The following is a 15,023-nucleotide window of genomic DNA, read 5'->3' as shown; positions in this document are numbered from 1 at the left end:
GAGCAATGGCACTTGGCGTAAAGCAGTGGTTACGCATTGATCTTTTCAAGCTGTGCCAGAGCGGCTTTGCGACTCAGGCTCTTGAGCATGCCAAGCTGTTGCACCTGCTCGGGTTTGGGCCGGCTTTTTCCACGCTCCCATAGATAGATCGTGTTACCGCTTACCCCAGCCAGTTTCCCATAATCTGCGGCGGACAGGCCAAACTTTGCTCTATGTGCCGCCAGACGTGTCGCACTGAACCGATACTTTCGATTCAATGCTTTCGTTTCATTGACAACAGCAATGCGTTCACGGCCTACCTGTCGTAGCTGCTTTTGAAGCGCAGCAATCTCACGTCGCAATTCGGCGATGAGGGCTCGATGGTGTGAGTTGGCCTTTTTCAGGCTTTCAAGTTCTGCACGGACTTCCTTGCGCGCGATACGAGTGATTTCCGTCTTGAGTAAGGATGCGATGTTTGCCATGGCTTCACTTTGTCATTGAGTTCAGGACGCACTGGTATTGGCGAGCCCTGTTAAGTTGATGAATAAACTGAAAGGTAGCATTGTCCCATATCGGTAAGGAATATCGGTAAAGGCAACCCGAGCACAGAGATCGATGGCGACGAAAAGCGTGTCCCAGCTCGCAAAATCGACACTTTGGAATGGCTTCCAGTGAAGGTCAGTCGGCAAGTAGCCGCAGCCATGGCTATCGCATATGCGAATCAAGACATTGGATATTTGGCGGGCACGGCTCATCCAGTTGTGCGAGTGACCGCGGTATCGGTATTGACGAACCTGTATGGCCCGGTGCAGGCTGCAGCCCATATCGGAAAGAGAAAGACGGCCGTCCACTGGCCCCCCTATTAAGCGACTCTGCACTCATCAACAGGTGGCCTTGAAAGTAACTCTCATTCAAAAGCGCTGCTGCAATTAAAGCCGCCAGAAGGATTTCTGGCGGCTTTTTATTGATTACGCATTTTTCTTCCAATCGAGGCCCTCCGGCGCTATAGTAATTCGCGCCATCGGGGTGTTGCTCCCCGAGCAACTTCGGTGACGATCAAGCTGCGCGGGAGGCCTCGGCCGGATCCTGCGGGGGCGCAGATCGTGCAAAATGTCCGGCCACTAGTCCAAGGAGACGACATGGATTCGCAGACCACACCGAAGGAACAGGAATTGGATGACGGCGGCCGCCGACGTAGGGATTTCGTTCGCGGAGGCTTCTCCTTGGGTGGAGCGATCGCGCTCGCAAGCACCGCCTCTGCGGCGCAGAAAGATGACCACAGGATGACGGCGGCCCGCGCGCGCACTGGTGGCAAGCTGCTGGTGCGCTGGCTGGGCGGTGGCGTCACGGAAATCGCCACGCCTGACTATAAGCAGATTGCGTATGGCGACGCGTGGATCTGGAACAACGCAGGCTGGGAACGTTTCGGCGTGAAAAAGCCGCCGGAATACGCCAGCGCCAAAGGATTCGCCACCTATGTCGCAAGCAAGAAGCCCGATGCGGTCTTTGTGCTGCTTACTCACGACCATGGCGACCACATGGGCGATTACTTCGAGATGCTCAAGGCGCTGAGCGACGCCGGGCTGCCGGTCAAGACTACCGGGCAGAGCGACATGATGCGCTCCGACCTAGGCCTGGTGCCGAAGTTTCGCAAGGCGGGCCTGGAGCCCTCGAAAATCGTGGTGAACGGCGGAGCGGGGATGAACTTCGGGGGGGTGTCGCGGCATGGCGAGATGGTGGCGCACCTGATCCCCGCACTGCACTCCAACCTGTGCTGCTATCCGGCGGCCGGCTTCATACTCGACATCGGTGGTGTCCGTGTGTACCTGAGCGGAGACACCGACCTTTTCGGCGACATGCGCTTGATCGGTGAACGCTATAAGCCTGACCTGGGCGTTGTGTGTGTGGGCGGCGGGCCTTTCACGATGGGGCCGCCAGACGCGGCGCAGGCCAGTGCCTGGGTTGGGGTTTCCCACGCTATCCCTGTGCATTATGCGCACAACGGGCTGGTGCTCGGTGTCGAGGCGGGTGAGCAATACCGCCAGGCCGCCTCGCACGTGGCACCCTCGCTGCAGGTCTCGGTAATGAAACCCGGGGAGCAGAGGCTGATCACGGTCTGACGGTGTGCGCCGTGCCGGCTCACGCGCCACTGGTTGTTGAATCACCAGGCAAACTGAGCCGGGCAGCACGCCGAAATCAAACGCGACCGGCGTTGTCTTTACGTAGCGCCTTCTGCAACAGCTGATCCAAGGCGTTGGCAAATGCGCGCCTGTCCGCTTGGCTGAAAGCCGGCGGCCCACCGGTGTCGACGCCGGCGCTGCGCAATTCTTCCATCATGTCTCGCACCGACAGGCGCTCGCTTATGCTGTCGGCGGTGTAGCGCTCGCCGCGCGGGCTGAGCGCCAGCGCCCCTTTGCGCAGAACCTCGCTCGCAAGAGGAATGTCTGCGGTGATGACCAGATCGCCGGCGACTGTGTGCTCGACGATATAGTCGTCCGCCACATCGAATCCTCGCGGCACCTGGACGGCGCGGATCAAAGGAGATGGCGGCGTGCGCAGCATCTGATTGGCCACCAGAGTGAGCGGCCGCTGCGATCGCTGCGCTGCCCGATACAGAATGTCCTTGATGACGGCGGGACAGGCATCGGCATCGACCCATATATTCATGGGCTAGGCCTTCAGCGCCTCGGCCAGCAGCGCGTTCACCAGCTCGTTGACGCTGATGCCGTCTGCCTGCGCCCTGTCGTTCAGGGCCGAAATCAATGGCTGGCGCAGTTTGACGGGGAAGGAGACCAGGCCGGCAGCTTGATCCAGGCGGCGCTGTTCGCGGCGATCCACAGCGGGAGCGGCGCCGGCATAGCGGCCCGGCGGCACGGCAGCGTTGAGCTTGCCCATGAGTTTCAGGGCTTTCTGCTTTTCGAGATCGGTTTTTTTCATGATGAGTCCGGTGTTGCGGTCTGCCAGCGGCAAACTCGCCAGGCAGCATCTTAGAGGAAATCGAGGGCGATAGATTACTGCGTCAGAAGCTCAACTTGTGCCCATGCCCGGATGTCCTGGCATATCATTCCCCCGGACAATCTGAAATAAACTGCGGGTAACAGCAAATGCTGCCTTATCCCAAGCATACAAACCGAACACCATAGTGAATCACCATCCATCTTCTCGCCGTTCCTCGCATCCCACCTGGGGAATCGCCATTTTCATACTCATTGCGCTGGCCGGCCTGTTCTATGTGAAGTGGTCGCCGTATTACAGCCGCGCCTTCGTGGCCGCCGATACCCACTCCATCGGCTCTTCGATTCTGACCGGCGCCAACGGCACCGTGCCCGCCCCTTCCCTGCAGGCGGCGCTCGATTATGCGGTGACCTATGGCCTGGCAATATGGAAAGCCCTGCTGCTCGGTCTGCTTCTGGGTTCCGCGCTGCAGGCCTTGCTGCCTGGGCACTGGATCAAGCGCTGGCTGGGTGGCCTGGGTATGGGCAGTGTCATGACAGGCAGCCTGCTATCCATCCCCAGCATGATGTGCACGTGCTGTTCCGCTCCGGTGATAAATGGATTGCGCAAATGCCAGGCAGCCCCCGGCAGCACGGCGGCCTACTGGCTGGGCAACACCATGCTCAACCCGGCCACCCTGGTGTTCATGGGCTTCGTACTCGGATGGAAATGGGTAGGGCTGCGCCTGGCGCTAGGGCTGGTGATGGTGATCGGCCTGGGCTGGGTGCTTAACCGCATGAACCAGGGGAACCACACAACCGTGGATGTGCCAGCCGAACCCGGCGAACAGTCACAAGGCGCCAGGCCAGGCATGGATCCCGCGTCCATCCTGCGGCGCTGGGCTCGTGCTTTCGCCGGCATGACGCTGCGCTTGTTGCCTGAATACCTGATCCTCGTGCTGGTGCTCGGCGCTGCGCGCGCCTGGTTGTTTCCCATGATCGGCGTCAGCGTCGACAACAGCGTCTTGTGGATTCTTGGCGCCGCCGTAGCGGGCACACTGTTCGTCATCCCTACCGCCGGCGAGGTGCCCATCGTCCAGGCCATGCTGTCGCTGGGCGTGGCCGCCGGCCCGGCCGCGGCATTGCTCATGACGCTTCCGCCGGTCAGCCTGCCGTCCCTGGCCATGGTGGCCCGCTCGTTTCGGCGGGCCGACCTGGCCGTGCTGGTCGCGGGGGTTTTGGCCATGGGCGTACTGGCCGCCGGCATCGCCATCGCGTTGGGGTTTTGACGCCCTGATTTCTCCAGCTTGAGACAGCGGGACTCGAGCTTCGCCTCCTTAGCTATACCTTTTTTCTGGCACGCGTCGTAGAACGCGCCCTACTGGCTCCCGGCTTCCGGCCCGCCCCCAGAACCGCCAAGCCGGTTTGCATCCACTGAACCGCCTCTTTGGTTTCAACGTCGAGTGACAGTCTCCAGCACGCGCCGATGAACCGGGTCGTTTCGGTCAGCCAGTGGTTTGAAGATATCAAAATGCATGCACCCGGGCACGATCTGCAATTCGCTCGGCACGCCGCGCTCTACCAAAGCGCGATGAAACGTCCGGCTCTGATCTATGAACGCGGGCGTTTCCCGTTCGCCGACGAGCAGCAAATATTCACTCGCCTTCATTAGCCGGCCGTTGGGAAGGCTTTGCGACGCGGCTTCTGCGGGAGTCAGCCCGATCTCTTGCCGCAGGCTGGATTCCAGGACGGGGGTCAGGTCATAAACGCCACTCATGCCGACCACCCTCAAGGCCGAGCCGTCGACGCCGAGTTCATCCGGGTAGGCGCTGGCCATCGCCACCAGGTGCGCCCCGGCAGAATGCCCCGACAGAGTAACTCGGCTGGAATCAAACCCAAGCTCTCGCTGTTTCTGCATCACATGGCGAATTGCACGTCGTACCTGGATGCCTATCGTTTCAATGGACACCGATGGAGCAAGTTCATAACCCACCATTGCCATTGACACCCCTTCAGCCCTGAACCCTTCCGCCAGAAAGCTGAATACGCGTTTGTCGCCCCCCCGCCAATAACCGCCATGGACGAATATCATCAGCGGTGCCCCGACGGAGTGCTCCGCAGGGAACCAGTCGAGCACACAACGGTCGGGCGTGTCATAGGCGAAGCTCGACCATGCAATGTTGTTGCGCATGGTTTCGCTGCGCTGCGCATACTCGTCATAGAGGGCGGTGCGCTCGGGGTGGCGGCGCTTCAGGTTGTAATCGGATTCATTGCGGAACTCCGACGTATCATCAGCGGGAATATGGTTCATGGGAGGACATTCCATCGGGCAAGCAGGAGAAAGACAATACTCATTCAAGCGTGATGTTCGACTTCTTCACCGTATCCTTCGACTGCTTGATCTGTTCCACCAAGAAGCTTCGGAAATCGGCTGGAGTGCTGCCTACCAGCTCCAGCCCAAGGTCTTTCAATCGGGCTTGAATCTGTGGTTCTTCCAGCACGGCTTTCACCGCGTGACTTATCCGTTCGACGACGGCAGGAGGCGTACCGGCGGGTGCAAAGAGACCGTTCCAATCATAACTTTGGAAGCCCGGGAAACCCGACTCGGCGATTGTCGGAACGTCGGGCAGCAATGCGGATCTCTGTTCCCCGGTGGTGGCCAGGGGACGCAGGCGCCCTTGCTTGATATGGTCGGCCGCCGTGGGAATGAATGCGAAGTAGGATTGAACATGGCCGGCAAGAAGGTCGGACATGGCGGGGCCACCCCCTTTGTAGGGAACGTGAGTCAACTGAATGTGCACTTCGTGCTTGAACATTTCCATCGCCAGGTGTTGCGACGACCCGATACCGGAAGACGCATAAGACAGGCGGCCATCCTGCTGCTTGGCGTATTTGATGAATTCACCGAGGGTCTTGACGGGCACTTTTGGATTCACCACCAGCACGTTGGCCGAGCGCACGATCTCTGTAATTGGCGTCAGGTCTTTCAACGGCCGATATTGCATTTTCTTGTGCAGGGCCGGATTGACGGCGAATGTCGTGATATCCATGAGCAAGGTGTAGCCGTCGGGCGCCGACCTGGCCACGTAGCCACCGGCAATCATGCCCGAAGCCCCGGGTTTGTTCTCGACGATGACGCTCTGCCCCAGGTGTTGAGCAAGCCTGGGGGCCAGCAGCCGCATCGTTGTATCCGCACCGCCCCCCGGCGACGTGCTTACTACGATTGTGACCGGGTGCGTAGGGTAATCCGCCGCAAGCGCCGCCCCGCAAAACACAACTGATAGAGACAATGAAGATATAGCCTTCAGAAGATTTGCCATGACATCTATTCCTGTAGGATTAGCTTTCGGAAGAGGCATCCGCTGGTGCCCGGAAAAACCAATGAAGCATGTGGCGGTTGCGGCTTTCTAATGCAGGCCGTCCGCGCCCACCACGTCCTCTGCCCGCAAGCCTCCGACGCGAGCCGAGATACGGCCCCTGTTGGCTACGGCAAAGATCAAAACGATCTCGTCGGGACGAGGGGCATCGGCCAAGTTAACCGTCATTGCGTCGTAATGAGAACGCACATACAGAGCATTTTTATGCGCCAGCGGCACGTCAATACTGCAGGCGGGGCCGCCCACCTTGGTAACCGAAGGGATCCACGCCAGCGCACCATGCAACGCGTCACGCAAGGGGGTCGCAAAGGTAGTCGTGAGCAGCGCATTGGCATGCTCCTGCTCGCCGGCGACTCCCACCAGGCCGGCCTTGCCATAGCTCTGCACAGAGGCGGGATCCATATACCGGGCGAGGCGTTCGGCCATCTCTGCCCCTACGTCAGCGCTGGCCCGAATTCCTGCGGAGAGATCCTGCTGGGCCCCACAGCCGAACGGATTTTTTACGATGGCGGCAATTGCCACCTTGTGTAGATCCGCACCACCGTCATTCTCTGTGGCGGGGCTGGACTCCACCTGGACAAACCACTTCTTGATCTCAATATGCATGTACAGCCTCGCAAGCTCCAACTTGGTAATTGCATTGTTAGTCGCACATTCATTGTAGGATTGTTGAACAATTGAACGATATTAACGTTTACCCGTATAATGGCGGCTCCAGCTTTACGCTTTACCGCCGCCCCTTCCGCAGCTTCTGCCTAGGTAATGCGCTTCGTTTCTCGCGGCTGCCTGTCTTTTTGCCGCGGCTTCTCACAAACAAGCTTATGGATCTCCGAATCTCCCCTCGGTCTGTACAACACGAAACGCTGCGCAAGCTGCGCCATGCGATCACGACAGGCTATTTCTCTCCCGGAGAGCGTCTCGTCGAATCCGTGTTGTGCGAGCGCATGGGCGTCAGCCGCAATTCATTTCGGGAAGCTATCGGTATTCTCGCCGCCGAACGTCTGGTCATCGTCACGCCCAACCGAGGGCCCTCGGTAGCAACAATGGATTGGGAAGAAGCGCAGCAGATATACGAAACCCGGGCACTCCTCGAAGGCGAAGTCGCCGCCCTGGCAGCCCGCCACCGCACTGCAGACGAATTGCGAACCATGGACGTTGCCCTGGCAGACTTTGGCCGAGCGGTCACGGCCGGCGATCAGTCATTCGAGATCAGCGCAACCACAACCTTTTACAACGCCCTGATCGAAGCCAGCCGCCAGCGCATCATGGGAGACCTTATCCACGGGCTGGATGCCCGCATTACTTGGCTGCGCGGCAAAAGCATGGAATTACCGGGGCGCGTGCATCAAAGCCTGAGCGAGATGACTGCGGTGTATGTAGCCGTCGAGAAACAGGACGAGGCGGGTGCGAAGGCGGCAGCCCGGGATCACGTGCACGCCGCCAGAGAGGCCGCACGGCTGATGTTCGATCGGGAAGAAGACAGTGGATGGCTTTCCTCGACGAAAGCCCCTTAAGTATTCCAGATATTCAAACCAGCAACGCCTTGGTGAGGCAAACGGGCTCGACGGCGCAGCACGGCGGCGTGGCTCGTCAATACAAATTCCGTTTGTAGTCGACGTCCAGGCTTTTACGCATCAGGCTGGGAATGGAGACCAACCCCCTGGCGACCATAGCGCCCAGCCCGCGCGCCTTGTGCAGCTTTACGTGCGCGGCGAAGATGGCTGCCGGGTCGATATCCGCAGGAGGCGCGACCGCCGTCCAAGGCTTAGCGCGCGCCAAGGCACTGCTCGGGCGCAGAGCAATGGATGGCGAAGCAATACTGGTCACGAGTTTGGGGGTCTTGTCGCGTACAGTGAAAGGCTGCCTTAGCCGCGGGTCGGCGCTGATGCTGACCATGCCTTGCACGTGGGCAACCTGGGTGTGCCCGGGCACAATCAACAATGCCGACGCGTGGGGCCTCTGCAGCATATTGCGCAGGCTGTCCGTGCGGCGATTTCCCGGGCGATCCGCAAAACGAATGCCGCCCTCGCAAGGCTGGGCCAGCAGGCCGGCCGGGTCGCCCTTGGGACTGAGGTCGGTATTCAGCGCGGTATCGGCAGTGGCCAAAGCCATGAAACGGCTCGATCGCAGAAAATCGCCGACGCCATTTATTGCCGGCTGCGCGGGCTGCCAGAAATCGGAGCGCAGCAAAGCCTTGGCGCAATGCAAATAGCATTCCTGCACGGCGACGACCAGGGTCTCGCCGTCCACATTCGCCACGCTGCCATTTATGCGCAGGGTTTCGCCTATGCCAGGAACAAGGAACAACAGGCCTACGCCCCGCCCTTGTCTCGCCTGCTCGGGCTCGTCTAGCACGGCGCGCGGCAATAGAAGCTGTTTTTCATCCAACGCAGTTGCAAAACCGGGCCCGGCGCCGGCAATGGTCACGTCGATGCGCTGCGCATCGCTGAACGCGGCAAACGCCAAAGGCGATGCACGCAACCAGCGGCACGCATGCCCGTCCAGATGATCGATGACCTTCAGGTCGATGGCCGCGGGCTTTGCGCCTGCCTGCGCCTCAAGCTCGGCGATCGTCCGCAGCATTTTTACGCAGCCAGCCATGCCATACGGACAGCGCCACGGGAACCAGCAGCGCCAGCCAAGAAACCGCATCACCAAGGCCGTCGTATAGAAGGCCGGACAGCAATCCGATGGCGCTCAGCAGGCCAACCACAAGCGGCCAGAACCAGACTTTCATTGCGTCTGCACCTCCGTTCTTTCCCCGGCCGCTACTGCCCTTTGCGCTTCTTCAGTCTCGGCCTCGGCCAGGATGCCTTGGGCTTCGCGGTGGCGCATGTATTTCTTGGCCCACAGGTATACGCCACTGCCCAGGACGATGATGGCGAGAATGTCGAGCAGCGCCCAGACTATTTTCAGCGGCAGGCCGCCATAGTCGCCGAAATGCAGCGGTTGCGATACGAACAGCGACTTCACGTACCAGGGCATTTCCCGCGTGTCGGTCAATGCGCCGGTTTGCGCATCCACCAGTACCGGGCGCAGCAAGCGGGCCGTCAGCGGGGTACTGCCTTTCATGAAGGCCGTATAGTGATGCGGGTCGGCAAACGCCGTGCCCGGAAAGGCGATCAGGCGCACGGTCATGTCGGGGGCGGTTTTTGTCGCCGTGACGAACGCGGCCTGCACCGAGCCATTGTCTTTCATGGGCGGTGCGTTTTTATAGGGCTTGACCATGTCGGCCAATTGGTCGCCCTGCCAAACAGCCAGCACTATCGGATCCAGCGTATTGATAATGCCTGTTGCGCCCACGACCGTCAGCCACACGACCGTGACGATACCCAGCAAATTATGCAGATCCAGCCATTTGATGCCGCGCCCCTTCTGCCTGCGTATCGTGCCGAAATCCTGCTTGCGCATGAAAGGCTTGTAAACCACCACGCCGGAAATGATAGCAATTACCAGCAGCAGGCCCATAAGGCCCAGAAACAGCTGCCCGGGCAAGCCGGCGTACAGGTCTTTGTGCAGCTGGAGCATGACCGCCATGAAACCCTGGTCATTGGGCTGATCCAGCACTTGCGCAGTACGCGAATCGATGGCCACCGTCCAGAACTCGTCCGGCGGCGCGTCAACCTTGCTGGCCATGGAAACCATGGTGATGTGCGGGTGTTCTTCCTCGTCCCAGAACATGTAGCGCACCACTTTCTTGGGCTGCGCCGCCAATGCGCTTTGGACGATCTTGTCTAGGCTGGCATTGGGTGTGCCCGCCGGCATGGACGGCGCCTCGACCACGCCCGAAAGCTGCTCGATCTCTTCGTGGAAGACCAGCGGCAGCCCGGTCAGGCACAGCACCAGCAAGAAGATCGTGCTGACCAGGCTAGTCCACTTGTGGATGAATATCCAGGTACGCAGATGCATGGTCTTAGAAATCCACCGTTGCCGACAACATTACGATGCGGCCCGAACCAAGGTACAGATAGCCGTCGGACACGTTGCTGGCCGAGCTCGAAGTCGCCCAATAAGACTTGTCGAACAGGTTCTCGACATTCAGGCGCAGCGTCAGGTCTTTGCCGGCCACCTTGGTCTTGTAGCGCGCGCCGACATCGAAAGTAGTGACCGAGGGCAGCTTGTACTTATTGCCCTGATCGGCGTATTGCGAGCCCGTATAGACCACCCGCGCGTTCAAGCCCAAGCCCGGGGTGAACACATTGTCCCAATCCGCGCCCAGCGAAGCCTGCATATGCGGCACGCCCACGGCGTCATTGCCTTCGTTGACGCCGCCGGCCATTTCATCGAGCTTGCCGCGCATGAAAGCCACGCCGCCCAGTATGCGCACGTCTTTCGCCACTTCGCCGAAAGCGTTGATTTCCAGGCCGCGGTTCACCTGCATGCCGTTTTGCGTCAGCGAATTATTGAATACCGTGGCGCTGGGCCGCTTGATCTGGTAGAGGCTGACCGTAGTGGCAAGGTTGCCCCAGTCGTACTTGGCGCCGACTTCGAACTGTTTGGTTTTCATCGGCGGCAGCGACGCCGCCGAGGTCACCGTCGGCGGTGCAGCCGACGCGCCTTGGGACAGGCCCTCGATGTAATTGGCGTAAAGCGACAGATTCCTGATGGGCTTGACCACCAGGCCCACTACCGGCGTAATGGCAGATTCACTATACCCAGGGCCGTCCGGCGCATTGGTGGGCGTGGGAAAGTAGACGTAGTTCTGCTGCTTTACCGACTGATGGCGCGCACCCAGGGTCAACTGCACGCTGTCTTGCATGAAAGACAGCGTGTCGGCCAGCGCATAGCTGGTCAGCGTCGCCTCGGTGTATTTGCCCACCGGGTTCGCTATCCCGTCTGTATTGTGATAGTCGCTGGGCGGCGCAATCGGCGTGTACAGGTTGTTGGGAATGGACGCATAGCCCCAGGGAAACACAAAACCGATGTCGGCGTCGTTGGTCATGCGCGAGAAGCTGGCAACGACTTTGTGATCGACGGCGCCGGTCGCAAATTTCGCGGTCACGCCGGTTTCAAAACTGGTGGTCTCGGGCTTGAATATCTGCCAGGCCGGGGTCGATACATAGTCGCCATTCATGCCCGTCAAGGTGGCGTTGCCGGCAACCGCATCCATTTTGTGCCTGCGATTGCCCAGGGCCGCATGCACCGTGATGTTGTCGGTGATGTCGTGCTCGATGCGCCCTACGACCGACGTGTCGTGCATGATGACGCGGCCATAGCCGGGATAGTTCAGGCTGGTGTCCGACGGCGCGCTGGGCAGACTGTCCAGCACGGGGCTGATCTGGAACTGGCGTACCTCGTTGTCGATCCGCTGCGATACGCGCAGGACGTCCAGCGATGCCCGCGTGCGCTCGCCACGGTAATCCAGCGCGACGGACAACAGCCCCTCTTGGTCTTTTTGATCGTCGATCGCCGTGCCGCCATCGCGATAGGCCCCATTGATACGTATGCCGAACTGGCCGTCTTCACCGAAACGGCGCCCCACATCGACGTGCGTACCGAATTGCGAATTCGACCAATAGCTGGCGGTCACGCGTGATATTGGCGCATCGGTGGCGCGCTTGGGCACGATGTTGATGGCCCCCGCCACATTGCCGCCCGGCGCCATGCCGTTGAGCACGGCCGAAGGGCCCTTCAGGATTTCCACGCTTTGGGCGATTTCCATCGGGACGCGGTAGTAAGGCAACACACCGTACAGACCGTTGAAAGCGACATCCTGGCTGCTGAAACTCAAGCCGCGTATGGTGAAGTCTTCGTTGATGTTGGTGCGCCCGCTGCCCATGCGCACCGAGGGATCGACAGACACCAGATCGGCCAGGGTGCGCGCCTGCTTGTCCTCGATCAATTGCGAGGTGTAGCTGTTCAGGTTGAACGGCGTATCCATGAAATCGGAATCGCCCAATATGCCCAGGCCGCCGCCCTCGTTGACTTGCCCGCCCTCATAGGGCGTTTGCGCCGCGGACTCTGCCATGCCCCGCACGGTCACGGCGGGCATGGTGGTCACCGCCGATACAGTTTGCGCTTGGGCGCTCGCCAGCGGCAACGCCGCGCAGGCGCACGCGGCATGAACGGCCAATACAAGCGCGCTGGGGCGAACAGAACAACGCTTCGCGCCGCGGCTATGCGCAAAGCGGGGGTACGCATGCATGTTTATTTATCCCAATGTCGATGTGCGTGAGGAATCGGCCAGTCGTATTTTTATAGCATCCGATTCTAATAACGCAAATAAGAATTGTTTCTATTTATATATTATACGAAATTGCATCCGCATCAAAGAATTTATCTAACGCAGTCGGGAGCCATGCAGGCCACCAGCCAGGCACCCGCGCCGCCAAGGCGGGTAGCCCGGCCCTCATAATCCGCCTATTGCGCTGGCTGCCAGGCTATCCGCCCATCATCACGGCAACGGCGTAACCGCCTGATTATTAAATACTTCGAGCGCCACTTCATGTATAGGCTGTCAATTAAGAGCCCCGAATGCCAGCCTGGGCCGCCTCCTCGGGGGTGGCCCACTGCGCCGAAGACCTATAAGCTACGGTTTTTTACGGGCTCCTGCCACGGCCGAGACGCCCGGACTCTCGGATGAAGAATGCGTATGCCGACCAAGTACTCAATTGCGCTCTGGGCCCTGCTGTATCTCGTTTTCGGCTATTTCTCGCTGCTGCTCGACGACCCCGCCGGCCGGGCATCCTACGTCTGGCTGCCGGCGGGCATTGCCGTGGCGGCTCTGATCCTGGCCGAGCGGCGCCACTGGCCGGCGCTGGCCGGGGCGCTGTTTCTTGCCCAATTAGTGCTGGGCCTGTTGTGGGGCGACCATGTGGCCACCGCCCTGGTTCTGTCCATATCGGGGCCGCTATCGTTTCTTCTGGCGGCGTGGGTCATCCGGGCCCTGTCGCCGCGTACGCAAGGGCTGGGTTTCATAGGTGCGCTGGTCGCCGGCGCCTTGGCGGGTGCGGCGCTGAGCGCCGCGCTGGGCGGAGGCTGGCTGATGTACTCGAAGAGCCTGCCGGCGTGGCCCATACTGATGGTGTGGGGCGCAGCCAATGTGGCGGGCACCTTGATCGTGACGCCCGTGCTGACCAGTTGGGCGAACTTCCGCGCGCGCCGCTCGGGCGGCCCTTCGGCGCGCGATCTGCGGGTGGGCGGACTGGCCTATGCCGCTCTCGTGGTTTCGACCTTCCTGATCTTCGACGGCCGCATCGCTCAGCAATTCTCGGCCGCGCTGAGCTTCCAGCTGACTTATCTGCCGCTGGTCTTCGCCGTGCTGGCCGCGCTGGTGTGGGGCCCGCGCGGCGGCAGCATAGCGGTGTTCACCCTGGCCCTCATGGCGCTGTACCAAAGCGCCCAGGGCGACGGCCCGTTCGGGTCATCGGGCATACCGGCGGGCGATTCCCTGCTGCACGCCCAAGCCTATCTGGCGGTTGCCGCCTTATTGGTGCTGTTGGCCAACGCCCTGCGCGGCGAACGGGAAAGAAGGCTCGAATCCGTGGCCAACTGGCACGAGCGCCTGGAGCTGGCATTGTCCGCCAGCCAGCAATTGATATACCAGTTCGACGTGAATTCGGGCAAGTTCGAATGGGCCGGCGATGCGGCATTGGCCCAGGATCTTCAGGTCGCGGGGCTGGCTACGCTCGAGGATGTGGTCGCGCGCGCGCACCCCGACGACGCGTCCGCCCTGCGGGCTCGCTGGGCCGAGCGCTCGGGCCAGGGAAGCGAGAACATCGATGTATTGTCGTTCCGTCTTGCGGACGCGCAGGGACGCTGGCTGAAGATTCTCGACAGCGGCGCCGCCGCCCGGGACGAAACTGAACAGGCCATCATTGTGGCGGGCACCTGGCAAGCCCGGGACACGGGTTCGGTGGACTGATGGCGGCCGAAACAGGGGCTTTGCTCATACACGGCCTGGGTGGCACCGAGTTCGACCTGGGGCTGCTGCACAAGGTGCTGGCCGCAGCGGGCATCGAGACTCACGGTCTGACGCTGCCCGGCCATGGCACGCAGCCGCAAGACTTGGTCGGCGTGCGCATGGAGGACTGGCTGGAGGCGGTGGCACTGCGCTACCGCGAACTGCTGCCCCAATACCAGACCCTGCACGTGCTGGGCATGTGCATGGGGGCGCTGCTGGCGCTGGAGCTGTGCAAAACCGAAGGCCATGCCCAGGGCCGGCTGGTCACCCTGGCGGCGCCCATTTTCCTGGACGGCTGGAGCGCGCCTTGGTACCGGGGCCTGCGGCACGCCCTCTACCTGGTGCCCGGAGTTGCCGAAAGAATGCGGGTGCAGGAAGAAGACCCGTTCGGCATCAAGAGCGATCTGGTGCGCAGCATCGTCAAGGCGAAGTTCGCACGCGGCGACAACTTCCACTACCCCTGGGTGCCCCTGGCGTGCGTGCGCCAGGTCGACCGTTTGCGCGCCCGCGTCATGCGGGGGCTTGGCGGTATCACGTGCCCGACGTTCATCGCCCACGCAATGGAAGACGAATTGACCAGCCCGAAATCGGCGCATTTCCTGGCACGCGAAATCCCCGGATCGCAGCTGCTGCTGGTGAACAACAGCTATCACATGATCTGCGTGGACAACGACAGAGAGCAGGTGGCAGCCGGCGTGCTGGAGTTTTTCGGGAAAGACCCCGCGCTGGCGCGCACGCGGCGCAGCAGCAGGCGGGCATCGTGACCAGCCACGCAGCAATGGCGTGAACGGGCGGCCCGCAGCCGCCAAGAACCCCGCGCCTCGGGGGCGC

The 15,023-nt window shown here is 61.0% G+C and carries 15 protein-coding genes; 5 read left to right on the top strand and 10 right to left on the bottom strand.

The window, feature by feature from the left end:
* Window positions 1–29: 29 nt before the first annotated feature.
* A complete protein-coding gene (locus CEY11_RS14700) occupies window positions 30–461 on the bottom strand; it encodes a helix-turn-helix domain-containing protein (protein WP_088604152.1) in 432 nt (143 codons plus the stop codon).
* A 657-nt stretch (window positions 462–1,118) separates the two neighbouring features.
* Here CEY11_RS14700 and CEY11_RS14695 point away from each other — a divergent pair.
* Complete coding sequence (locus CEY11_RS14695; protein ID WP_088604151.1) at window positions 1,119–2,099, top strand: MBL fold metallo-hydrolase; 981 nt, start codon at window positions 1,119–1,121, stop codon at window positions 2,097–2,099.
* A gap of 76 nt (window positions 2,100–2,175) precedes the next feature.
* Here CEY11_RS14695 and CEY11_RS14690 read toward each other — a convergent pair whose 3' ends face one another.
* Both CEY11_RS14690 and CEY11_RS14685 read right to left on the bottom strand, forming a co-directional pair.
* Window positions 2,176–2,646: a YaiI/YqxD family protein gene (locus tag CEY11_RS14690; RefSeq protein WP_088604150.1), complete on the bottom strand. Its 471-nt coding sequence runs from the start codon at window positions 2,644–2,646 to the stop codon at window positions 2,176–2,178.
* Between the two features lie 3 nt (window positions 2,647–2,649).
* Entirely contained in the window at window positions 2,650–2,916 is a 267-nt protein-coding gene (locus tag CEY11_RS14685) for a hypothetical protein (protein WP_088604360.1), read from the bottom strand.
* Window positions 2,917–3,121: 205 nt separating this feature from the next.
* Between CEY11_RS14685 and CEY11_RS14680 the strand changes: the two genes are divergently transcribed.
* The gene (locus CEY11_RS14680) at window positions 3,122–4,201 is read left to right on the top strand and encodes a permease (protein WP_088604149.1); all 1,080 of its coding nucleotides are present in this window, start codon (window positions 3,122–3,124) and stop codon (window positions 4,199–4,201) included.
* 164 nt (window positions 4,202–4,365) lie between these two features.
* Here the strand turns inward: CEY11_RS14680 and CEY11_RS14675 are convergent, their stop codons facing one another.
* From CEY11_RS14675 to CEY11_RS14665, 3 genes are all read right to left on the bottom strand, one after another.
* Window positions 4,366–5,223, bottom strand: coding sequence for an alpha/beta hydrolase (locus CEY11_RS14675; RefSeq protein WP_158215328.1), 858 nt, complete (start codon window positions 5,221–5,223; stop codon window positions 4,366–4,368).
* Between the two features lie 40 nt (window positions 5,224–5,263).
* Entirely contained in the window at window positions 5,264–6,094 is an 831-nt protein-coding gene (locus CEY11_RS14670; protein ID WP_158215327.1) for a tripartite tricarboxylate transporter substrate binding protein, read from the bottom strand.
* A 225-nt stretch (window positions 6,095–6,319) separates the two neighbouring features.
* On the bottom strand, window positions 6,320–6,895 hold the full coding sequence (locus CEY11_RS14665; RefSeq protein WP_088604359.1) for an amino acid synthesis family protein: 576 nt from the start codon (window positions 6,893–6,895) through the stop codon (window positions 6,320–6,322).
* A 71-nt stretch (window positions 6,896–6,966) separates the two neighbouring features.
* Here CEY11_RS14665 and CEY11_RS14660 point away from each other — a divergent pair, with 71 nt between their 5' ends.
* Window positions 6,967–7,803: a GntR family transcriptional regulator gene (locus CEY11_RS14660; protein ID WP_143322850.1), complete on the top strand. Its 837-nt coding sequence runs from the start codon at window positions 6,967–6,969 to the stop codon at window positions 7,801–7,803.
* A 76-nt stretch (window positions 7,804–7,879) separates the two neighbouring features.
* Here CEY11_RS14660 and CEY11_RS14655 read toward each other — a convergent pair whose 3' ends face one another.
* The 4 genes from CEY11_RS14655 to CEY11_RS14640 are packed head-to-tail and all read right to left on the bottom strand — an operon-like array spanning window position 7,880 to window position 12,281.
* Window positions 7,880–8,872, bottom strand: a complete 993-nt coding sequence (locus CEY11_RS14655) for a pyridoxamine 5'-phosphate oxidase family protein (RefSeq protein ID WP_233154894.1) — start codon at window positions 8,870–8,872, stop codon at window positions 7,880–7,882.
* Window positions 8,847–9,026, bottom strand: coding sequence for a hypothetical protein (locus CEY11_RS14650; RefSeq protein WP_088604144.1), 180 nt, complete (start codon window positions 9,024–9,026; stop codon window positions 8,847–8,849). Before CEY11_RS14650 ends, CEY11_RS14655 begins: the two co-directional genes overlap by 26 nt.
* Entirely contained in the window at window positions 9,023–10,210 is a 1,188-nt protein-coding gene (locus CEY11_RS14645; protein WP_408608137.1) for a PepSY-associated TM helix domain-containing protein, read from the bottom strand. The genes CEY11_RS14650 and CEY11_RS14645 overlap by 4 nt, the downstream gene beginning before the upstream one ends.
* Window positions 10,203–12,281 (bottom strand): TonB-dependent receptor, encoded by a 2,079-nt coding sequence (locus tag CEY11_RS14640; protein WP_158215326.1) that lies wholly within the window; start codon window positions 12,279–12,281, stop codon window positions 10,203–10,205. Before CEY11_RS14640 ends, CEY11_RS14645 begins: the two co-directional genes overlap by 8 nt.
* Before the next feature lie 594 nt (window positions 12,282–12,875).
* Between CEY11_RS14640 and CEY11_RS14635 the strand changes: the two genes are divergently transcribed.
* Both CEY11_RS14635 and CEY11_RS14630 read left to right on the top strand, forming a co-directional pair.
* Window positions 12,876–14,153, top strand: coding sequence for an MASE1 domain-containing protein (locus CEY11_RS14635; protein WP_088604141.1), 1,278 nt, complete (start codon window positions 12,876–12,878; stop codon window positions 14,151–14,153).
* On the top strand, window positions 14,153–14,956 hold the full coding sequence (locus CEY11_RS14630) for an alpha/beta hydrolase (protein ID WP_198958904.1): 804 nt from the start codon (window positions 14,153–14,155) through the stop codon (window positions 14,954–14,956). The genes CEY11_RS14635 and CEY11_RS14630 overlap by 1 nt, the downstream gene beginning before the upstream one ends.
* Window positions 14,957–15,023: the final 67 nt, after the last annotated feature.

The sequence above is a fragment of the Candidimonas nitroreducens genome (assembly GCF_002209565.1).
GTDB classification, from domain to species: domain Bacteria; phylum Pseudomonadota; class Gammaproteobacteria; order Burkholderiales; family Burkholderiaceae_B; genus Candidimonas; species Candidimonas nitroreducens.
This window is presented reverse-complemented; position numbering and strand designations above follow the sequence as displayed.